The sequence below is a fragment of the Enterobacteriaceae bacterium ESL0689 genome, from assembly GCA_029433525.1.
GTDB lineage: Bacteria > Pseudomonadota > Gammaproteobacteria > Enterobacterales > Enterobacteriaceae > JAQTIF01.
In genome coordinates, this window is sequence record JAQTIF010000001.1 from 100,756 (window position 1) to 122,588 (window position 21,833).

General features: G+C 47.9%; 15 protein-coding genes, 3 tRNA genes, 3 rRNA genes and 1 pseudogene. 13 read left to right on the forward strand and 9 right to left on the reverse strand.

The window, feature by feature from the left end; translation table 11 throughout:
* Positions 1-33: 33 nt before the first annotated feature.
* The 4 genes from prfC to PT300_00570 all read right to left on the reverse strand — a co-directional run bounded on the left by prfC (position 34) and on the right by PT300_00570 (position 3,293).
* A complete protein-coding gene (gene prfC / locus PT300_00555; GenBank protein ID MDF7679193.1) occupies positions 34-1,623 on the reverse strand; it encodes a peptide chain release factor 3 in 1,590 nt (529 codons plus the stop codon).
* 130 nt (positions 1,624-1,753) lie between these two features.
* A complete protein-coding gene (yjjG, locus tag PT300_00560; GenBank protein MDF7679194.1) occupies positions 1,754-2,434 on the reverse strand; it encodes a pyrimidine 5'-nucleotidase in 681 nt (226 codons plus the stop codon).
* Between the two features lie 30 nt (positions 2,435-2,464).
* Positions 2,465-2,911, reverse strand: coding sequence for a ribosomal protein S18-alanine N-acetyltransferase (gene rimI, locus PT300_00565; protein ID MDF7679195.1), 447 nt, complete (start codon positions 2,909-2,911; stop codon positions 2,465-2,467).
* Positions 2,880-3,293 carry a DNA polymerase III subunit psi gene (locus PT300_00570; GenBank protein ID MDF7679196.1) on the reverse strand — a complete coding sequence of 138 codons (414 nt, stop codon included), beginning with the start codon at positions 3,291-3,293 and terminating at the stop codon, positions 2,880-2,882. The genes rimI and PT300_00570 overlap by 32 nt, the downstream gene beginning before the upstream one ends.
* A gap of 121 nt (positions 3,294-3,414) precedes the next feature.
* Between PT300_00570 and rsmC the strand changes: the two genes are divergently transcribed.
* From rsmC to PT300_00590, 4 genes are all read left to right on the forward strand, one after another.
* Positions 3,415-4,443, forward strand: coding sequence for a 16S rRNA (guanine(1207)-N(2))-methyltransferase RsmC (rsmC, locus tag PT300_00575; GenBank protein MDF7679197.1), 1,029 nt, complete (start codon positions 3,415-3,417; stop codon positions 4,441-4,443).
* A gap of 145 nt (positions 4,444-4,588) precedes the next feature.
* Positions 4,589-4,675, forward strand: a tRNA-Leu gene (locus tag PT300_00580).
* Positions 4,676-4,703: 28 nt separating this feature from the next.
* Positions 4,704-4,790: transfer RNA gene (locus PT300_00585), tRNA-Leu, on the forward strand.
* 569 nt (positions 4,791-5,359) lie between these two features.
* Entirely contained in the window at positions 5,360-6,412 is a 1,053-nt protein-coding gene (locus PT300_00590) for a GGDEF domain-containing protein (GenBank protein MDF7679198.1), read from the forward strand.
* Positions 6,413-6,502: 90 nt separating this feature from the next.
* Here PT300_00590 and PT300_00595 read toward each other — a convergent pair whose 3' ends face one another.
* Positions 6,503-7,186, reverse strand: coding sequence for a LuxR C-terminal-related transcriptional regulator (locus PT300_00595; GenBank protein ID MDF7679199.1), 684 nt, complete (start codon positions 7,184-7,186; stop codon positions 6,503-6,505).
* Between the two features lie 439 nt (positions 7,187-7,625).
* Here PT300_00595 and PT300_00600 point away from each other — a divergent pair, with 439 nt between their 5' ends.
* The 8 genes and pseudogenes from PT300_00600 to PT300_00635 all read left to right on the forward strand — a co-directional run bounded on the left by PT300_00600 (position 7,626) and on the right by PT300_00635 (position 14,904).
* Entirely contained in the window at positions 7,626-8,402 is a 777-nt protein-coding gene (locus PT300_00600) for a threonine/serine exporter ThrE family protein (protein MDF7679200.1), read from the forward strand.
* On the forward strand, positions 8,393-8,866 hold the full coding sequence (locus tag PT300_00605; protein MDF7679201.1) for a threonine/serine exporter: 474 nt from the start codon (positions 8,393-8,395) through the stop codon (positions 8,864-8,866). The genes PT300_00600 and PT300_00605 overlap by 10 nt, the downstream gene beginning before the upstream one ends.
* An 83-nt stretch (positions 8,867-8,949) precedes the next feature.
* Positions 8,950-9,489 carry a primosomal protein DnaT gene (gene dnaT / locus PT300_00610; GenBank protein MDF7679202.1) on the forward strand — a complete coding sequence of 180 codons (540 nt, stop codon included), beginning with the start codon at positions 8,950-8,952 and terminating at the stop codon, positions 9,487-9,489.
* Between the two features lie 2 nt (positions 9,490-9,491).
* Positions 9,492-10,229, forward strand: a complete 738-nt coding sequence (dnaC, locus tag PT300_00615) for a DNA replication protein DnaC (protein ID MDF7679203.1) — start codon at positions 9,492-9,494, stop codon at positions 10,227-10,229.
* A gap of 324 nt (positions 10,230-10,553) precedes the next feature.
* Positions 10,554-12,704 carry a carbon starvation CstA family protein gene (locus PT300_00620; GenBank protein MDF7679204.1) on the forward strand — a complete coding sequence of 717 codons (2,151 nt, stop codon included), beginning with the start codon at positions 10,554-10,556 and terminating at the stop codon, positions 12,702-12,704.
* 226 nt (positions 12,705-12,930) lie between these two features.
* A complete protein-coding gene (locus PT300_00625) occupies positions 12,931-13,134 on the forward strand; it encodes a YbdD/YjiX family protein (GenBank protein ID MDF7679205.1) in 204 nt (67 codons plus the stop codon).
* Between the two features lie 11 nt (positions 13,135-13,145).
* Positions 13,146-14,105, forward strand: a complete 960-nt coding sequence (yjiA, locus tag PT300_00630; protein ID MDF7679206.1) for a GTPase — start codon at positions 13,146-13,148, stop codon at positions 14,103-14,105.
* A gap of 679 nt (positions 14,106-14,784) precedes the next feature.
* A pseudogene (locus PT300_00635) lies at positions 14,785-14,904 on the forward strand (tRNA (adenosine(37)-N6)-threonylcarbamoyltransferase complex transferase subunit TsaD).
* 126 nt (positions 14,905-15,030) lie between these two features.
* Here PT300_00635 and rrf read toward each other — a convergent pair.
* The 4 genes from rrf to PT300_00655 form a co-directional block, all read right to left on the reverse strand.
* Positions 15,031-15,146 (reverse strand): 5S ribosomal RNA (gene rrf, locus PT300_00640).
* Positions 15,147-15,247: 101 nt separating this feature from the next.
* Positions 15,248-18,250: ribosomal RNA gene (locus tag PT300_00645) — 23S ribosomal RNA — on the reverse strand.
* A 182-nt stretch (positions 18,251-18,432) separates the two neighbouring features.
* Positions 18,433-18,508 (reverse strand) — tRNA-Glu (locus PT300_00650).
* A gap of 84 nt (positions 18,509-18,592) precedes the next feature.
* A 16S ribosomal RNA gene (locus PT300_00655) occupies positions 18,593-20,133 on the reverse strand.
* Together the 16S, 23S and 5S rRNA genes with 1 tRNA gene alongside form the textbook arrangement of a ribosomal RNA operon.
* Positions 20,134-20,582: 449 nt before the next feature.
* Between PT300_00655 and PT300_00660 the strand changes: the two genes are divergently transcribed.
* Positions 20,583-21,704: a cupin domain-containing protein gene (locus tag PT300_00660; protein MDF7679207.1), complete on the forward strand. Its 1,122-nt coding sequence runs from the start codon at positions 20,583-20,585 to the stop codon at positions 21,702-21,704.
* Positions 21,705-21,833: the final 129 nt, after the last annotated feature.

Sequence of the window (21,833 nt, forward strand, 5' to 3'; positions counted from 1 at the left end):
TGCGGTTGACTCCCGTTGTGTGACATCAAAAGATTAATGTTCGCGCGTTTTACGGAACGTCACGTCAGGATAACGTTCCTGAGTCAAGTTGAGGTTGACCATGGTCGGGGCGATATAGGTCAGGTTATCGCCGCCATCAAGCGCCAGTTGTACCTCGTTTTTCCGCTTAAACTCATCCAGTTTCTTGATATCGCTGGCGTCCACCCAGCGGGCAGTCGCCACATTCACCGCTTCGTAAATGGCCTCAACGTTATATTCACTCTTCAGGCGCGCCACAACCACGTCAAACTGCAATATCCCCACAGCACCCACGATCAGATCATTATTCGCCAGAGGACGAAAAACCTGCACCGCCCCCTCTTCAGATAGCTGTACCAGCCCTTTGAGCAGTTGTTTCTGTTTGAGCGGATCTTTCAGGCGAATGCGGCGGAACAGTTCTGGCGCAAAGTTCGGGATCCCGGTAAATTTGATCATTTCGCCCTGGGTGAAAGTATCACCAATCTGAATAGTGCCGTGGTTGTGTAAGCCGATGATATCGCCTGGCCACGCTTCTTCAATGTGTGCCCGATCGCCAGCCATAAAGGTCAGGGCATCCGAAATGACCACATCTTTACCGGTACGTACCTGGCGCAATTTCATACCCTTTTCATATTTACCGGATACCACACGCATAAAAGCAATACGGTCACGGTGTTTCGGATCCATATTGGCCTGAATTTTAAAGACGAAACCGCTGAATTTTTCTTCTTCTGCAACCACCACGCGCGCGTCAGTTTTTCGTGGCATCGGTGCTGGTGCCCACTCGACCAGACCATCAAGCATATGGTCAACACCAAAGTTACCTAACGCAGTACCGAAAAATACCGGCGTGATTTCTCCGGCGAGAAACAGCTCTTTATCAAAGGTATTCGATGCTCCCTGCACCAGCTCCAGTTCGTCACGTAACTGTTGCGCTAACGCTTTGCCCACGGCCTCGTCCAGTTGTGGGTTATCGAGCCCCTTAATAACCCTGACTTCCTGAATCGTGTGGCCTTGTCCACTCTGATAGAGGTAAGCCTCATCTTTATACAGATGATAGACGCCCTTAAACAGTTTACCGCAGCCAATCGGCCAGGTGATCGGCGCACAGGCAATCGATAGCTCATTTTCAACTTCATCCAGTAGCGTCAGCGGATCGCGGATATCCCGGTCAAGTTTGTTCATAAAAGTGAGGATTGGGGTATCACGCAGGCGGGTTACCTCCATCAGCTTACGGGTACGATCTTCTACCCCTTTCGCGGCATCAATCACCATCAGACAACAGTCTACAGCCGTTAATGTACGGTAAGTGTCTTCAGAAAAGTCTTCATGCCCTGGGGTGTCCAGTAAGTTAATCAGGCACGCTTTATAGGGAAACTGCATCACTGAAGTGGTGATCGAGATACCACGCTGTTTTTCCATTTCCATCCAGTCTGATTTGGCATGGTGACTGGAACCACGCCCTTTTACCGTACCCGCCGTCTGGATCGCTTGTCCGAACAGTAGCACCTTCTCGGTGATCGTGGTTTTACCGGCATCCGGGTGTGAGATAATTGCAAAGGTTCTTCTTTTGCTGACCTCTGCAGGACAAGAGCTCATTGTCATGTTTTTTATTCCAGTATGTACAAGGGGGTGTACAAAGAAAAATTCATGCCAATGATTGTACATTTTGCTGCTTCCTGAGCATAGCATAACCGTACTGGCGGCGATTTTCTCTGTTAACCCCAGGCGCGGATCAGATCTGTTGACACAGTAACTGTTCCAGCTCGCTTAATGAGTTTACCGTCCAGTCCGGACGAATATCCGCAGGTAGCGCCTCATGCCGATGATTCAGCCAGCAAGTGGCGATCCCGGCATTCATTCCGCCAGCAATATCCGATTCGGCAGAATCCCCAACCATCAGCACCCGGAAACGATCAGGATGGTTTGCCTGTGCTAAGGCATAATGAAAAATACGGGCATCCGGCTTGGCGATACCCACTTCTTCAGAGATGACCAAAAAATCAAAGTGATGATCCAGCCCGGTACGGTGCAGCCGTTTCTGCTGCAATGCGGTGAATCCATTAGTGATAATGGCCAGTTTCACTTTACCCTGTAGCGCATTCAGGAGTGATAGCGCACCAGGCAGCGGCTGGCAGATTTCAGCCATGGTGTTGATGAACGCGTCATTCAGTTCAGTGGGTGGCACATGGAGGCGCTCAGCCCATGCGGAAAAACGCCGATGTTGTAGCTGTAAAGCGGTGATAACGCCGTTTTGATAATCAACCCACAGCGGTTTGTTGATAAGCTGATATTCCTGAAAATCTTCCGCCGTGAAAATGACGTTATAACCCTGAAACATCTGCTGTAAACCGCTAAAGGAATCGAACGTAAACAGCGTTTCATCGGCGTCAAAAAAAATCCAATCCCACATCATGATACGACCTTATTAGAGGATGCACGCCGATTACATACTGACCGGCAGTGCCATAATTATCGCATCCTCACGACCATTGACCGCAGGATAGTAATCGCGACGAAAGGTGACATGATGAAAACCTGCGCTGTTATACAGCGTTATCGCCGCCTGGTTAGAGGCCCGGACTTCCAGCCATAAGGTCACAATATGCCGTTTTTCCACTTCAGCAATCACATGCTCCAGCAGTGCCCGTCCTAAGCCCCGACGCTGAAAAGCCGGATCTACCGCAATGTTGAATAATGTCGCCTCATCAGCGACAACTTGTGTAATTGCGAAGGCGGCCATGACGCCATCCACTTCCAGCCGGAAATTCAGATAGTGATCGCCCTGATTGCTGGCAAATGTTTTTTCACTCCACGGGAAAGCGTGGGCGCGTTGCTCTATTTGCCAGGCATGGGATAAATCAGTTGCCCTGAGGGTAGAAATGATGTTCATGAGTACAAATTTGTTGCCAGAGCGCCATACGTGCCAGCGCGCTGGTCTGGAGTTCATTAAAAGTGGGAGTTGAGATCCTCGCCCCCATCAGCGGTAAGGAGATATCTGTGCCCAGACACCAGCTATTGCAGTCACGATCTGCCTGTAACATGACGACCTGAGTTGGCGTCAGTTGCAGTACCTGCGCGGCAGTCACATTCAGAGCACGTAAAATGTCACTGATCAGCGGTTCAGTTAATGACGGTAGATTTTCCGCCACCATCAACAGACGAGTTTGCTCCGGAAGCGAGTGGGCAATTTCACCCTGCAATACTGCCGGACGACGCAGCGACCACCGAATAATCCCTAGCTGTTGTAATTGCCAGTCCCGGCGGGAAGTCATAGTGCAACGCTCCTTTTAATCAGGCTGGCAATATAGCAAATCTCTCTTATCGCTGCCAACAACGAGGCAGCCACAGAGATAATGTGTATAATCACTCTCGTTTTCAATGAAGGAGTGTTTCATGTCTGCTTTTAGTCCGGCCAGTGAAGTCTTGCTACGCCATCGTGACGATTTTGCATCCGCACGTGTTCTGTTTGCCGGTGATTTACAGGATGACCTCCCGGCGCATATCAAAACCGCCGCCAGTCGTGTCCATAGCCAGCAATTCCATCACTGGCAGAGACTGAATCGTCAAATGGGCGATCGTGCCAGCTTTAGTCTGGTAGCTGAAGCCAGCGATATTGCGGATAGCAATACATTGATTTATTACTGGCCAAAGAATAAACCGGAAGCACACTTCCAGTTAATCAATCTGCTTTCATTACTCCCTGTGGGCAGTGATATTTTTATCGTTGGCGAAAATCGCAGTGGTGTACGCAGCGCTGAGCAGATACTGACACACTATGCACCGCTGAACAAAATAGACAGCGCACGCCGCTGCGGATTGTATTATGGCTGTCTCACACAGCAGCCACATTTTGATCCAGACACTTTCTGGAATGCGTACCCGCTAGATAACCTGATAATAAAAACATTACCGGGTGTATTTAGTCGTGATGGACTGGATACCGGCAGCCAGTTACTGCTTTCGACCTTTACATCGCCGGTACAGGGGAGCGTACTGGATGTCGGTTGTGGAACCGGTGTCCTGGCAGCTGTTATCGCTAGCCATTCCCCCAGGGTTGATTTAACACTCTGTGATACCAGTGCCCCGGCAGTAGAAGCCAGCCGTGCTACACTGGCGGCAAACGGCATGGCAGGGGACGTTTTCGCCAGTGATGTATTCTCTGAAGTTAAAGGCAGTTTTGACATTATTTTATCCAACCCGCCTTTTCACGATGGACTACAAACCAGTCAGGTGGCGGCACAAGCTCTGATTCACGGTGCGGCACATCATCTGAATCACGGCGGTGAATTGCGGATTGTCGCCAATGCCTTCCTGCCCTACCCGGATATGCTGGATGAGGTATTTGGTAGTCATGAAGTCATTGCCCGGACAGGACGCTTTAAAGTCTATCGTGCCGTGATGTATCACCGGCGTCGTAGATAGCAGTGTTAATACGCTCAGCGCTGGATTCGAACATTTTTACAACAATTTCTGTCCGACGATACAATTAACTGTTGACGTATAGCTGAAAACCTCTAGAATGCGCCTCCGTGATAACGACACTTTATAAAGACAGTGTCGATGGCATGCGAAGGTGGCGGAATTGGTAGACGCGCTAGCTTCAGGTGTTAGTGTCCTTTCGGACGTGGGGGTTCAAGTCCCCCCCCTCGCACCATAAATCACAACGATGTTACTCGCCCTGTGCGAAGATGGCGGAATTGGTAGACGCGCTAGCTTCAGGTGTTAGTGTCCTTTCGGATGTGGGGGTTCAAGTCCCCCTCCTCGCACCAGCGAAGTGATATTTTAATTACTAAGGAATATCTCAGCCTGGTTATCCTGTATTCAAATATCCTGAATTTCTTTTGCTATCCGACTTAGCGCCTCATTATCATATTTTTATCTTGTTTTTCCTTATCCCATCAGCGATAAACCATCTGCTGCTACACCCTATCGACCAATCGTAAAATGCCAGGTATACGCTGCGGGTGCTCAGGGTGGCTTAGCCAGTGATATCTGGCCAGGTTCTTAGAGCCTATCCCATTAGGCTATTTTACTGGCCATTTTGTCCCTGGGCAGTGCTCGAAATCCTCACGTACTCCGTGTACGCTGCGGTTTCTCCGCGCTGTCCGTGTCCAAACTGGCTGCGCCAATAACGCCTAATGGGATAGGCTCTTATTTAACGCTCTCAAGATCAGTGAGTTTTTGTTTCATGCGGGTGACACATACTGATAAAAATGATAAATTAAGCGAAACATTAATATACTAATACAGCTATTATAGTTAACAATACATAGTATATACTAACTAATTATTAGCATATATTGCTTTTGAATTTAATAGCTAACAACGATATATCTACATGACTGCACAATCCTGGCAAAAACATTATAGAAAAAAGTATCAGTATTCTTTATTAATCTTTTTGACATTAAACTTCATCTCTGCTCTCTTCTCATTGATTAGTCCGCTGTTTCCGGATGTCAGGATGAACTTACCCTGTTTGCTGATTACGTTCATCAGTACGCTTTCAGGAATATGGCACTGGAAATTTTCACAACATAAGATAAATATTTTATTTATTGCTTTAGTCTTCGGTGTGTTATGGGCATGGTATATCGCAGAGAAATTTTTTATCGTCTCACAACCCTCTTTTAATTTTTTACTTATCGCTTTATTCAGCATGTTATTTATTGGTGCCATTTCGTTCACCAATAATATACTGGCTTTTACATTATACGCTCTCCCGTCATTTATTATGTGCCAGATCCTGGCCGATGGTGAGCAATGGTTACGGATGTCTTACTATTTTATACTCGCGGTCATGGGAATTACTTTTCAGAATATCATTCAGAAAAATAGTGAGAATTTCACGCAAAGTCTGGTCGATAAACTGGTATCAGAACGTAACAATTTAAATAATCTTAGTATGCTTGATCCGCTCACTGGATTATATAATCGACGTGGCTTACAGTATCAGCTGGAGAATATTCTGGCGGTCAACGATAATGACCATCATGTATTACTGATAGATATTGACCATTTTAAATCCTATAACGATAATTATGGTCATATGATGGGAGATCAGGCATTGATCCGCGTTTCTGTTGCTATTCGTAATGCCGTGCGATCTCGTGACATTGTAGTGCGTTTTGGTGGTGAAGAGTTTATGGTATTGCTGACAAATTGTACCGCAGAAACAGCCATGCTGACCGCAGGGCGTATCCGCAGAAAAGTCTACGATTTAAAAATTCCCCATATGTTTAATGACAGTGTCGCAACCCATGTGACGATCAGTATTGGTATGACGGCACTCACTCATGCTGATCTTAACAGTGCCTTAAAAAGAGCCGATAGCGCACTTTACGAAGCGAAAAAACAGGGGCGTAATATTATTCTGTCCGTGAATGAATAACGCTTTAATGTAAATAAAATAGTACAATAATCATTATTAATATCATACAGTTCAATGAGATACATTAATTTCTATCTATTGGTTTGCGGCTTAATCGTTATTTTCCCAGCGTTGTTTTCCGCTCCATGATACATTGATATTCAACTCTTTCATGCCTTGATCGCTGTTCATCCAGGCATACATTTCTGCATTACTGCGTAAGGATAAACGGCGCAAAGCACTATTTTTTTGTGCGCTGATCGTTTTATTGCTCTTCAGCAGTAATGAAGCGATCTGATTAATGCTCCAGCCTTTTGCCAGAAGTCGTAAAACCTTGCGTTCAGGTAATGTTAACACCCGCTCATTTCCCCGAATATTTTCGATTTTACTAATCTGACTGACGCTTTCCGCTGGCGAAAAGCGGGTACGGATAGCTGTGCCAAGTTTCATCGCCGGTTCATTCACCGAGAGTAATATACTATTCGCACAGGTCAAAAGATCCTTCGCCTGAGTATCACAGGAACCGTCGATCAGATAAATCCAGTGGATATCTTTATACTGCTCCATCAGACAATAACAGGCCTGATAAATGCTATATAATTTCCCGGTTTCACCTGACAAATCAGCAATGACTAATGTCGCCCGACGTAACTGAAGCAGGGTGAGTGCTTCCTGCGAGCAAGAGAAACTAAAATCATAGCCAGGAAGATACTCCTTAACAATTTCTTTTAAACCCAACTGCATAATCTGCGTTTTACTGATAATAATACCGTGCTTGCCGTATCCCGATAACATAAATCCCCCGCTTCCTGTAGAAGATTCTCAATCTGGTATGTATCAATGAGTCACCATAATCCCCAATCAACTCGTCTTCCAGATTATCAAATGAACCACTCAGTTTGCCACTCCATCTTGTACTAAATTATGTTCTGAAGAACAGAACATCGTTCTGACAGAAGATGAGTGTAATATCACTATAATAATTAATATTAACATCAACAATAATAGATTTTAAATTAAATCTCATTAAATTAATTATTAGAAATAGTAAAAAACAGATTGCGCAATATGGCATGCTTATTGATATATAAACCGGCAGTTATACAATAACAGGATATCATTCAGCCAGCTAATAATTAAGAAATTTTTGTCCACTACAGACACTTATTTCCTCGGAAAAAAGAGGAATACAGAGTAAAGTAACGACGGAAAAAATAACAACAAACAGGTTTCTATGCATACCCATCAAGCAGAGCAACACGCCATTACACGATTATGCATTCAATGTGGGATTTTTTTATTACAGCACGGTGCAGAAAGTGCCCTGGTAGAAGAACTCCCTCGTCGGCTGGGATGCGCATTAGGGATGGATCGCGTCGAAAGTGCCATTACCTCAAATGCCATTATCCTGACAACAATCAAAGGTGATGAGTGTCTGACCTCAACGCGTGAGAGCAACGATCGCGGTATTAATATGCATGTTGTCGTCGAAATACAGCATATTGTCATTATGACCGAACATAAACTGCTCGATTATAAAGATGTGCAAAAGCGTTTTGCCCAGATCAAACCGTTACGTTATCCACGCTGGCTGCTGGTTCCTGCGGTTGGCCTCTCTTGTGCCTGCTTCTGTAAACTCAATAATGGCGGCTGGGATGGCGCGTTGGTTACCCTCTGCGCCAGTAGTGTCGCCATGTATGTTCGCCAGATTTTGAGCCATCGTTCAATGCATCCGCAGATCAATTTCTGTATTACGGCATTTGTTGCTACCACGCTTTCCGGTATGATGCTGCGTATACCGGTATTTTCTAGTACATCAACCGTTTCTATGGCGGCCAGTGTCTTGCTATTAGTACCGGGTTTCCCATTAATTAATGCCGTTGCCGATATGTTTAAAGGGCATATTAATACCGGTCTGGCTCGCTGGGCCATTGCCAGTCTGTTGACGCTCGCAACATGTATTGGTGTCGTTATGGCCATGACGATCTGGGGATTACGCGGATGGGCATAATTTCCTTTTTACAGGCATTGTTTCAGGATATGCTGCTATCAGCCATTCCTGCAACTGGCTTTGCTATGGTATTTAACGTCCCGCCGCGTGCGTTACGCTGGTGTGCGCTACTGGGCGCTATCGGTCATGGATCGCGCATGGCGATGATGACAGCCGGATTTAACATTGAGTGGGCGACTTTTCTCGCCTCCTTGCTGGTGGGTTGCATTGGGATCCAGTGGTCTCGCTGGTATCTGGCACACCCGAAGATTTTTACTGTCGCTGCAGTCATCCCGATGTTTCCCGGTATTTCTGCTTATACCGCGATGATCTCAGCGGTTAAAATCAGCCACTTTGGCTACTCAGAAACATTGATGATCATGCTACTCAGTAATTTCCTTAAAGCGACGTCTATCGTTTGTGCACTTTCTATCGGGCTTTCTATTCCAGGGCTCTGGTTGTATCGTAAACGTCCACGGGTATAAGCACCACTCCTTGCGAGTCGCTGGCTATGCTACTATGTGTACGATCCTCCTTATCTATTGTTGCTCAGGGTTAAGATTGTATTATGTCCTCGCAAGTATTAACGACCAATTTCAGCAGTCTGGATGACTTCATTCAGGATCATGCTTCCGTTCTGGCCAAAGCAACCAATGGCACAGTAGCCGTTTTTGCTAACAATAACCCAGTATTTTATGCACTCACGGCGGAACGTCTGGCGCAACTGCTGGCGCTGGAAGAGAAACTGGCTCGTCCTTGTAGCGATATTACGCTCGACAGACAATTTTTTGACGATCCAATCAATGCACCCGCTACGACGCCTGCGGGTAAATTCGCCATGTATGCGGACTGGCAACCTGATGCTGATTTCCAGCACCTGGCTGCCATTTGGGGCATAGCGCTCACTTATCCGGTTACTCCTGCAGAGCGAGCAGCGTTTGTCGCTTACTGGCAGGCAGAAGGCAAAGTTTTTCATCACGTGCAGTGGCAGCAAAAGCTGGCTCGCAGTGTTCAGATCAGTCGGGCCAGTCATGGAGGCTCACAACAACGTGACGTCAACAGTATCAGCGAACCAGATAGCCAGATCCCGCAAGGTTTCAGAGGATAAGTATGGAAAATATAACTAATCTGATAAAACGTCTGCAGAAAATGATGCCGGAAAATATCACGCCCGCCTTCAAAACCAGCGAAGAGTGGCTCGCCTGGCAAAAAGAGCAAGGCCAGTTGCGATCCGCCGCACTTGCGCGTGAAAATCGTGCAATGAAAATGCAACGGACTTTTAATCGTTCTGGTATTCGTCCATTACATCAAAACTGTTCGTTTGATAACTATCAGGTTACCAGTGAAGGTCAGATGAATGCATTATCGAAAGCGCGTCAGTATGTCGACGAGTTCGATGGTAATATCGCCAGCTTTATCTTTTCCGGTAAGCCTGGTACCGGCAAAAATCACCTTGCCGCCGCCATCTGTAACGCACTCCTGCTCCAGGGCAAGTCTGTGCTTATCATTACCGTCGCCGATATTATGTCGGCCATGAAAAATACTTTCGGTCATCGGGAAACCAGCGAAGAACAGCTTCTTAACGATTTAAGCAACGTCGACCTGCTGGTGATCGATGAAATCGGCATGCAGACAGAATCACGCTATGAAAAAGTGATTATCAATCAGATTGTTGATCGTCGTTCATCTTCAAAACGCCCGACCGGTATGCTGACCAATAGCAATATAAACGAAATGAATAAACTGCTTGGTGAGCGGGTGATGGATCGTATGCGTCTTGGCAATAGTCTGTGGGTTATTTTCAACTGGGATAGTTACCGTCACCGGGTGACGGGCAAAGAGTATTGAGTTCGAACGATTATCGATATGATTTTATTTATAAAAAAGATAATCAGCGTTCTGTTTAATATTATTATCGCCAGGCAGACACCGTGACTCCGGAAAGAATATTGTGATCGCAATCATATTTTTCTTTCCAGTCTATCCGCTTACTGACCACTTATCCTGTCAGATGACCGCTTATCTTTATATAGAACCACTCACGCATTTACTTCATTTTGTCCATATCTGACTCTGGCAGAATGGTGAGTGATAAAGTCATCAAGGTCTCCTCAATCCTGATGCAACCTTGACGGTTGCGGCCAATTTATAATCTAAAAACCAGGTTTTACTATGGATAAGAAAAAGATACTCAAGCAAATCCCCTGGATAATCCTTGGGATCATCGGGGCATGTTGTCTCGCCGTCCTCGCTCTACGTCGCGGTGAACATATCAGTGCGCTGTGGATCGTCGTCGCATCGGTCTCTGTTTATCTGGTGGCTTACCGCTACTATAGTCTGTATATCGCGCAAAAGGTGATGCAACTTGACCCTACGCGAGCGACACCTGCGGTCATTAATAACGATGGCCTGAACTACGTGCCGACTAACCGTTACGTGCTATTCGGCCACCACTTTGCGGCTATTGCAGGTGCAGGCCCGTTGGTTGGCCCGGTACTGGCGGCGCAAATGGGTTATCTTCCTGGTACGTTATGGTTATTGTCAGGTGTGGTGCTGGCTGGCGCAGTCCAGGACTTTATGGTGCTGTTCATCTCCTCACGTCGTAATGGTTCATCGCTGGGAGAAATGATCAAAGAAGAAATGGGGCCCATACCCGGTTCTATCGCCCTATTCGGCTGTTTCATGATAATGATCATCATCCTTGCCGTTCTGGCTCTGATTGTCGTAAAAGCGCTGGCTGAAAGCCCGTGGGGTGTTTTTACTGTCTGTTCGACAGTGCCCATCGCGTTGTTTATGGGGATCTATATGCGTTACATTCGCCCGGGACGTGTGGGTGAAGTTTCGGTCATTGGGATCGTATTACTGGTCGCAGCCATTTATTTCGGTGGAGTAATCGCTCACGATCCATACTGGGGACCTGCATTAACCTTTAAAGATACCACGATTACCTTCACCTTGATCGGTTATGCATTTATCTCCGCTTTGCTACCGGTATGGTTAATTCTGGCTCCTCGTGACTATCTGGCCACTTTCCTGAAAATTGGCGTTATTGTCGGCCTGGCATTAGGCATTGTGATCCTCAATCCGGATTTAAAAATGCCCGCTATTACGCAATATATTGATGGTTCTGGTCCACTATGGAAGGGAGCGCTGTTTCCGTTCTTATTTATCACCATCGCCTGCGGTGCGGTATCAGGCTTCCACGCTTTGATCTCCTCCGGTACGACACCCAAGCTGCTGGCCAATGAAACTGATGCTCGTTTTATTGGCTATGGTGCGATGTTGATGGAGTCTTTTGTCGCTATAATGGCGCTGGTAGCTGCATCTATCATTGAACCAGGCCTCTACTTCGCGATGAATACGCCACCGGCCGGTTTAGGTATCGTGATGCCAAATCTGCATGAAATGGGGGGTGAAAATGCTGCCATGATCGCCTCACAACTGAAAGAAGTCACCGTACATGCCGCAGCAACGGTGAGTTCCTGGGGCTTTGTTATTTCCCCTGATCAGATTCTGCAAACGGCAAAAGATATCGGGGAACCCTCCGTATTGAACCGTGCGGGTGGCGCACCTACCCTGGCCGTCGGGATCGCACACGTATTCCATAAGATTATTCCGGTCGCGGATATGGGCTTCTGGTATCATTTCGGCATCCTGTTCGAAGCACTCTTTATCCTTACAGCACTGGATGCAGGTACCCGTTCTGGTCGCTTTATGCTCCAGGATTTACTGGGTAACTTCATACCGTTACTGAAGAAAACGGACTCGCTGATCGCTGCTGTTATTGGTACTGCGGGTTGTGTCGGAATGTGGGGATATCTGTTATACCAGGGCGTTGTCGATCCACTGGGTGGCGTCAAGAGCTTGTGGCCGCTGTTTGGTATCTCTAACCAGATGCTGGCTGCCGTTGCGTTGGTATTATGTACAGTCGTCTTGATCAAAATGCAACGCACGAAATACGTCTGGGTTACGATTATTCCCGCAGTATGGTTGTTGCTATGTACAACCTGGGCGCTGGGACTGAAACTGTTCAGCAGTAATCCACAGATGGAAGGTTTCTTCTTTATGGCTCAGCAATATAAAGATAAAATCGCATCCGGTAGTGAATTAACGACACAACAGATTACCAACATGCACCATATTGTCATAAATAACTATACTAATGCAGGGTTGAGTATTCTGTTCCTGTTCGTGGTCTATAGCATCATCTTCTATGGCTTTAAGACATGGTTGAATGTGCGTAACAGCAAGGTCCGGACCGATAAAGAAACACCCTATGTTCCTGTACCGGAAGGAGGAGTAAAGACCTCTTCACATCACTAAGTGATCTTACGGGCGAACACAAAGCATAAGAGCCAGGTTCAGCAGGCGTTATCGACGCAGCCAGTCTGGACACGGATAGCGCGGAGAAACCGCAGCGTACAGGTCGTACGTGAGGATTTCGAACACTACCCAGGGCCAAATGGGCCAGGCGCTAAGTTCGCCCTGTTAAATAACACCAAACCCGGCAGCATTACATCGTCGGGTTTGCTCTATCAGAGATAGCATAATGTTTGGTAATTTAGGACAAGCAAAAAAATATCTCGGTCAGGCAGCAAAGATGCTAATTGGGATCCCGGATTACGATAATTACGTTGCCCATATGCAAGCCAACCATCCAGATAAACCCTACATGACTTATGAAGAATTTTTTCGTGAACGTCAGCAATCCCGCTATGGCGGTGATGGTAAAGGTGGTATGCGTTGCTGTTAAAGGAGAAAAAAATGACCCCCATCGCTGTCACTTTATTGACCGGTTTTCTTGGTGCCGGAAAAACAACACTGCTACACCATATTCTCAGTGAACAACATGGATTGAGAATTGCTGTCATTGAAAATGAATTTGGCGAAGCCGCAGTGGATGATCAACTTCTTGGCGATCGTGCCACACAGATCAAAACATTGACTAATGGCTGTATTTGCTGTACCCGTTCCAGTGAGCTGGAAAATGCGCTACTCGATTTACTCGATAGTTATGATCGGCAAGAGATTATCTTTGATCGACTGGTGATTGAGTGTACTGGCATGGCTGATCCTGGCCCGATTATTCAGACTTTTTTTAGCCATGATATCCTTTGTGAACGCTATCTACTGGATGGTGTTATTGTGCTTGTGGATGCCGTTCATGCTCACTCACAGATGGATAAGTTTACTGTTGCTCAATCGCAGATAGGTTATGCAGACCGTATACTGCTCACCAAAACTGATATTACGGCAGACAATACATCATTGTATGAACGTCTGGCGCGAATCAATGCACGCGCCCCGGTTTACACCGTCACGCATGGAGAGATCGATCTAAACCAGCTATTTAATACTCGTGGCTTCATGCTGGAAGAGAATATCATTAGCCATCAACCACGTTTCCATTTTATTACTGAAAAACAAAATAATGACGTCTCGTCCATCGTGGTCGAGCTGGACTATCCGGTCAATCTCCATGAGATATCGCAGGTTATGGAAAATCTGTTACTCTCGTTCGCGGATCAACTTATGCGTTACAAAGGAATATTATGGATTACTGATGAACCTAATCGCTTGCTATTTCAGGGGGTTCAGCGTTTATATAGTGCCGACTGGGATCGTCCGTGGGGTGAGACTCCCCCTCACAGTACACTGGTATTTATCGGTATAAATTTACCAGAAAACGAGATCCGTGCCGCATTTACTGATTTGCGCAAATAAAATACACTGGTTACATCGTGACAAAAAAATATATCCGTTAGTTGAACAGCTAATCATTATGCGGTATTAATCGTTGCAGTAACCAGCTAACACTTATGGCCAGAACAAATAAGATAAGCAGTAGAGCTATCCAGCTAACAAAAATATGTATAAGCATATCAAGTGTTATGACTTTCTGAATATAGAGGATAACTGATTTTTTTAAAGGTTTTCCTGTCAGATACATAACAATCTCTGCAACCCAGAGACATCCTCTGAAAAAAAACCAGATAATAACAGGCCAAAATAGTAACAGAAAAAAAGTAGAACGCGCCTGCAGATAAATTACAGGTCGACGTAAAAAATAACATTTTGCCAGTAATTTCATCTATCGCTCATCGTACTACTTAATAATATTACCATTATTACATTATTTAAAATAATAATACTCGATATTTTTTTATAAAAACACCAGGGAAAATCTCATTCCTTATGTATCAATCACACAAAAATACAACTGAATACAATCTGGTAAAAAATCATGATCATTTCTGCCACTTCATATTATTAATACAAAAGAGGCTTTTTTAAATCAGATAATATCGTTAACGCGCAGATTTAGCGCCTGGCCCACCAGGCATTATTGACGCAGCCAGCCTGGATACGGACAGCGCGGAGAAACTGCAGCTGGTGTGTTATGGGAAATGTGATTGCCTATGCCGGTATGATACGCCTGAATAGCGGTGTTAACGCCGCCCCCACTGTTACCGTCCGCCCGCGCTGGCCGCTGGCTGAACTGCCTGCCGTATCATTACCCTGAAAGAATAAATAACACTGCCCGTCAGTTAACCGCACTGGCTGGCAGGGAATAAATCCTCATAATCCCCTGTAAGACACATACAAAAAAGACCCGGTCTTCCGACCGGGTCCTTTCCGCTGTTTTAAAGCCTGGCAGCTCCCTGCTCTCGCATGGGGAGTCCCCACACTACCATCGGCGCTTCGGCGTTTCACTTCTGAGTTCGGCATGGGGTCAGGTGGGACCACCGCGCTGTCACCGCCAGGCTGATTCTTTCTAATCCTTCCTCGCTCTTCTTCCGGACCTCGCTGAAAATCTTTCTCTCTCTCTCCGCTCCACGCTTCCGATAAAACACCTTCGGCGTTGTAAGGTTAAGCCTCACGGGTCATTAGTATCAGTCAGCTCAACGTGTCACCACGCTTACACACCTGACCTATCAACGTCGTCGTCTTCAACGTCCCTTCAGGATACTTTCATATCAGGGATAACTCATCTCAGGGCAAGTTTCGGGCTTAGATGCTTTCAGCACTTATCTCTTCCGCATTTAGCTACCGGGCTGTGCCATTGGCATGACAACCCGTACACCAGTGATGCGTCCACTCCGGTCCTCTCGTACTGGGAGCAGCCCCCCTCAGTTATCCAGCGCCCACGGCAGATAGGGACCGAACTGTCTCACGACGTTCTAAACCCAGCTCGCGTACCACTTTAAATGGCGAACAGCCATACCCTTGGGACCCGCTTCAGCCCCAGGATGTGATGAGCCGACATCGAGGTGCCAAACACCGCCGTCGATATGAACTCTTGGGCGGTATCAGCCTGTTATCCCCGGAGTACCTTTTATCCGTTGAGCGATGGCCCTTCCATTCAGAACCACCGGATCACTATGACCTGCTTTCGCACCTGCTCGCACCGTCACGCTCGCAGTCAGGCCAGCTTCTGCCATTGCACTATCCTCCTGATGTCCGACCAGGATTAGCTGACCTTCGTGCTCCTCCGTTACTCTTTGGGAGGAGACCGCCCCAGTCAAACTACCCGCCAGACACTGTCCGCAACCCCGCTCAGGGGCCCGCGTTAGAACATCAAACATTAAAGGGCGGTATTTCAACAGCGGCTCCATGCAGACTGGCGTCCACACTTCTTCGCCTCCCGCCTATCCTGCACATCAAGGCTCAAGGTTCAGTGTCAAGCTGTAGTAAAGGTTCACGGGGTCTTTCCGTCTTGCCGCGGGTACACTGCATCTTCACAGCGAGTTCAATTTCACTGAGTCCCGGGTGGAGACAGCCTGGCCATCATTACGCCATTCGTGCAGGTCGGAACTTACCCGACAAGGAATTTCGCTACCTTAGGACCGTTATAGTTACGGCCGCCGTTTACCGGGGCTTCAGTCAGCTGCTTCTCCTTTCAGATTACAGCATCATTTAACCTTCCGGCACCGGGCAGGCGTCACACCGTATACTTCCACTTACGTGTTTGCACAGTGCTGTGTTTTTAATAAACAGTTGCAGCCAGCTGGTCTCTGCGACTGACCTCAGCTCCACGCGTTAAGCGCTTCACCTTGCGTCAGCGTGCCTTCTCCCGAAGTTACGGCACCATTTTGCCTAGTTCCTTCACCCGGGTTCTCTCAAGCGCCTTGGTATGCTCTACCTGACCACCTGTGTCGGTTTCGGGTACGATTTCATGTTACCTGTCGCTTAGAGGCTTTTCCTGGAAGCAGGGCTTCTGTTACTTCGGCACCTCAGTGCCTCGTCATCACGCCTCAGTGTTATGGTGTTCCGGATTTGCCTGAAACACCCACCTGCACGCTTAAACCGGGACTTCCGTCACCCGGATAACATAGCCTTCTCCGTCCCCCCTTCGCAGTAACATAAAGTACGGGAATATTAACCCGTTTCCCATCAGCTACGCCTTTCGGCCTCACCTTAGGGGTCGACTCACCCTGCCCCGATTAACGTTGGACAGGAACCCTTGGTCTTCCGGCGTGCGGGTTTTTCACCCGCATTATCGTTACTTATGTCAGCATTCGCACTTCTGATACCTCCAGCATGCCTCTCAGCACACCTTCTTCAGCTTACAGAACGCTCCCCTACCCAGCAGCTTGCGCCGCTGCCGCAGCTTCGGTGCATGGTTTAGCCCCGTTACATCTTCCGCGCAGGCCGACTCGACCAGTGAGCTATTACGCTTTCTTTTAATGATGGCTGCTTCTAAGCCAACATCCTGGCTGTCTAAGCCTTCCCACTTCGTTTCCCACTTAACCATGACTTCGGGACCTTAGCTGGCGGTCTGGGTTGTTTCCCTCTCCACGACGAACGTTAGCACCCGCCGTGTGTCTCCCGTGGTATCATTCTCCGGTATTCGCAGTTTGCATCGGGTTGGTAAGTCGGGATGACCCCCTTGCCGAAACAGTGCTCTACCCCGGAGATGAACCCACGAGGCGCTACCTAAATAGCTTTCGGGGAGAACCAGCTATCTCCCGGTTTGATTGGCCTTTCACCCCCAGCCACAGGTCATCCGCTGATTTTTCAACATCAGTCGGTTCGGTCCTCCAGTTAGTGTTACCCAACCTTCAACCTGCCCATGGCTAGATCACCGGGTTTCGGGTCTGTACCCTGCAACTAGTCGCCCAGTTAAGACTCGGTTTCCCTGCGGCTCCCCTATTCGGTTAACCTCGCTACAGAATACAAGTCGCTGACCCATTATACAAAAGGTACGCAGTCACCCCACCACTAAGCCCCCTCTGCTTCTTTTGGCGGCTGGGCGTCGCTCACGCCCCGCCTGCCCTGCCTTACAGCAAAGGATGCCTCGTGGAATCTCACCACTGGCTTAGTGGTGGGGCTTCCACTGCTTGTACGTACACGGTTTCAGGTTCTCTTTCACTCCCCTCGCCGGGGTTCTTTTCGCCTTTCCCTCACGGTACTGGTTCACTATCGGTCAGTCAGGAGTATTTAGCCTTGGAGGATGGTCCCCCCTTCTTCAGACAGGATTTCTCGTGTCCCGCCCTACTCTTCGAGTCCACAGCATGCGCGCTTTCGTGTACGGGGCTGTCACCCTCTTTTGCCGGACTTTCCAGACCGTTCCACTAACACCCATGCTGATTATGACTCCGGGCTCCTCCCCTTTCGCTCGCCGCTACTCGGGGAATCTCGGTTGATTTCTTTTCCTCGGGGTACTGAGATGTTTCAGTTCCCCCGGTTCGCCTCGTTAACCTATGAATTCAGTTAACGATGATGTGATTACTCACACCGGGTTTCCCCATTCGGACATCGCCGGGTCACAGACCCATATCACCTCGCCGGCGCTTTTCGCAGATTTGCACGTCCTTCATCGCCTCTGACTGCCAGGGCATCCACCGTGTACGCTTAGTCACTTAACCTCACAACCCGAAGATGTCTCTTCCGGTCGCTTCGCTTTGAGAGACCCGGACACACTTCTTCGTGTGTCCTCTTTCAATTTTCAGCTTGATCCAGTTTGTTAAAGAGCAATATATTTCACAAATGACCTCCCGGCCATCTCTGAAATACAGTCCGGCTGTGCCTTTCACCCACAACCCGCAAGTGGCGTCCCCTGGGGGATTCGAACCCCCGTTACCGCCGTGAAAGGGCGATGTCCTAGGCCTCTAGACGAAGGGGACTCTCTGTCTCGTTCGCAAGACGCCTTGCTCAATCTCTCGTCAGACAATCTGTGTGAACACTTCAGAAATCCAGAACCCTCAGTTTAAGGAGGTGATCCAACCGCAGGTTCCCCTACGGTTACCTTGTTACGACTTCACCCCAGTCATGAATCACAAAGTGGCAGGCGCCCCCCTTTCGGTTAAACTACCTGCTTCTTTTGCAACCCACTCCCATGGTGTGACGGGCGGTGTGTACAAGGCCCGGGAACGTATTCACCGTGGCATTCTGATCCACGATTACTAGCGATTCCGTCTTCGTGGAGTCGGGTTGCAGACTCCAGTCCGGACTACGACGCACTTTATGAGTTCCGCTCACCCTCGCAGGCTCGCCTCCCTTTGTATGCGCCATTGTAGCACGTGTGTAGCCCTGGTCGTAAGGGCCATGATGACTTGACGTCATCCCCACCTTCCTCCAGCTTTTCACTGGCAGTCTCCCCTGAGTTCCCGGCCAAACCGCTGGCAACAGAGGATAAGGGTTGCGCTCGTTGCGGGACTTAACCCAACATTTCACAACACGAGCTGACGACAGCCATGCAGCACCTGTCTCACAGCTCCCGAAGGCACCCCTCCATCTCTGGAAGGTTCTGTGGATGTCAAGACCAGGTAAGGTTCTTCGCGTTGCATCGAATTAAACCACATGCTCCACCGCTTGTGCGGGCCCCCGTCAATTCATTTGAGTTTTAACCTTGCGGCCGTACTCCCCAGGCGGTCGATTTATCGCGTTTGCTTCGAAAGCCACTCCTCAACGGGAACAACCTCCAAATCGACATCGTTTACAGCGTGGACTACCAGGGTATCTAATCCTGTTTGCTCCCCACGCTTTCGCACCTCAGCGTCAGTCTTCGTCCAGCCGCCTTCGCCACCGGTATTCCTCCAGATCTCTACGCATTTCACCGCTACACCTGGAATTCCACCCCCCTCTACGAGACTCCAGCCTGTCAGTTTCAAATGCTGTTCCCGGGTTAAGCCCGGGGATTTCACATCTGACTTAACACACCGCCTGCGTGCCCTTTACGCCCAGTTATTCCGATTAACGCTCGCACCCTCCGTATTACCGCGGCTGCTGGCACGGAGTTTGCCGGTGCTTCTTCTGCGGATAACGTCAAAATGAAAGTGTATTAAACTTCCATCCTTCCTCACCGCTGAAAGTACTTTACAACCCGAAGGCCTTCTTCATACACGCGGCATGGCTGCATCAGGGTTTCCCCCATTGTGCAATATTCCCCACTGCTGCCTCCCGCAGGAGTCTGGACCGTGTCTCAGTTCCAGTGTGGCTGGTCATCCTCTCAGACCAGCTAGGGATCGTCGCCCAGGTGAGCCATTACCTCACCTGCAAGCTAATCCCGTCTGGGCACATCCGGTGGCGTGAGGCCATAAGATGGCCCCCACTTTGGTCTTCCGACATTATGCGGTATTAGCTACCGTTTCCAGTAGTTATCCCCCTCCACCAGGCAGTTTCCCAGACTTTACTCACCCGTCCGCCACTCGTCAGCAAAGCAGCAAGCTGCTTCCTGTTACCGTTCGACTTGCATGTGTTAGGCCTGCCGCCAGCGTTCAATCTGAGCCATGATCAAACTCTTCAATTCAGGTCTGATCGCTCGTGAATTAAACTTCGTAAATGAATTACGTGTTCACTCAGAGACTTTTTAAATTTGCTTGACCGTCACCGACGGTCAGGCTCTGTCTTCCTGAGTGCCCACACAGATTGTCTGACTGATTGTTAAAGAGCGGTACTTCAATGAAGCGGGCGCATATAATACTCTCATGCGCTTCAGAGTCAAGTGTTTTTTTCACTTCCCCTGCCTGATTCCCGGTGGATTCGCTCCGTTATTCCGGGTCAGTGGGGGCGCATTATAAAAGGTTTTATTGAGATGACAAGCGTTAAAATACAATAGACATATCAGATGCACACTATTTGAACATTGATTATTTTTTCCAATGGTTGTCGGTTAAGCGCTACTATTGACTCATGACAAAATACTATTTACTTATTCTTCTATAATTATTTCGTTTTTACATGACTGGTGTGAATTTTATGGCATATCAACTCAATATTAATTGGCCCGAGTTTTTAGAGAAATACTGGCAAAAACAGCCCGTCGTTTTAAAAAATGCGCTCACTGATTTCATCGATCCGATCACGCCAGACGAACTGGCGGGTTTAGCTTTAGAGTCAGAAATCGATAGTCGTCTGGTGAGTAAAGTGAATGATAGCTGGCAGGCCAGTAATGGTCCCTTTGAACATTTTGATCAGCTGGGAGAGACAAACTGGTCACTACTGGTACAAGCGGTGAATCACTGGCATATGCCTTCCGCTGAGCTCCTGCGTCCCTTCAGGGTTCTTCCTGACTGGCGTTTAGATGATCTGATGATCTCGTTCTCCGTGCCTGATGGTGGTGTTGGTCCTCATATCGATCAATATGATGTTTTTATCATTCAGGGAATGGGGCGTCGTCGCTGGCGTGTTGGAGATAAGTTACCGATGCGCCAGTTCTGTCCTCATCCGGCACTCCTGCATGTTGATCCTTTCCCGTCCATTATCGATGAAGAACTGACCGCTGGCGATATTCTCTATATTCCGCCCGGATTTCCTCATGATGGTATTACCCTTGAAACAGCATTGAGTTACTCTGTCGGTTTCCGGGGACCGAACGGGCGTGATTTGATCAGTAGCTTTGCTGACTATGCATTAGAGAATGATCTCGGTGGTAGTCACTACAGCGACCCGGATTTAACTTGCCGTGAACATCCCGCTCAGCTCGAAGAGTATGAGCTTGAGCGCTTACGCACGATGATGATCGATATGATTCGCCAGCCAGAAGATTTTAAACAGTGGTTTGGTAGTTTTATTACCACCCCACGTCATGAGCTGGATATCGCCCCAGCAGATCCACCTTTTACAGAAGCAGAAATCATTGATGCATTAAAGAGTGGTGAAAAACTGGTTCGGCTAAGCGGTCTGCGGGTACTACGCATTGGGGATGACTTCTTTGTTCATAGTGAACAACTGGATAATACAGATCTGGTCGCACTTGATGCCTTGTGCCGTTATACCACGCTAGGGCAGGATGAACTCAAGACAGGTTTGCAAAATTCAGCATTTATTAGCGAACTTACACAATTAATTAATCAAGGTTATTGGTTTTTTAAAGAGTAATTGTATCGCTGTTTGCTAAGGCCCAGGTAACCTGCAAATGAGCGGGGGCTCAGCTGAAATAAAAAGCACCGAACAATCATATCTTCGGTGCTTTCTCTTTTCCAACAGGACAGGAGGTTTTGTATTCTC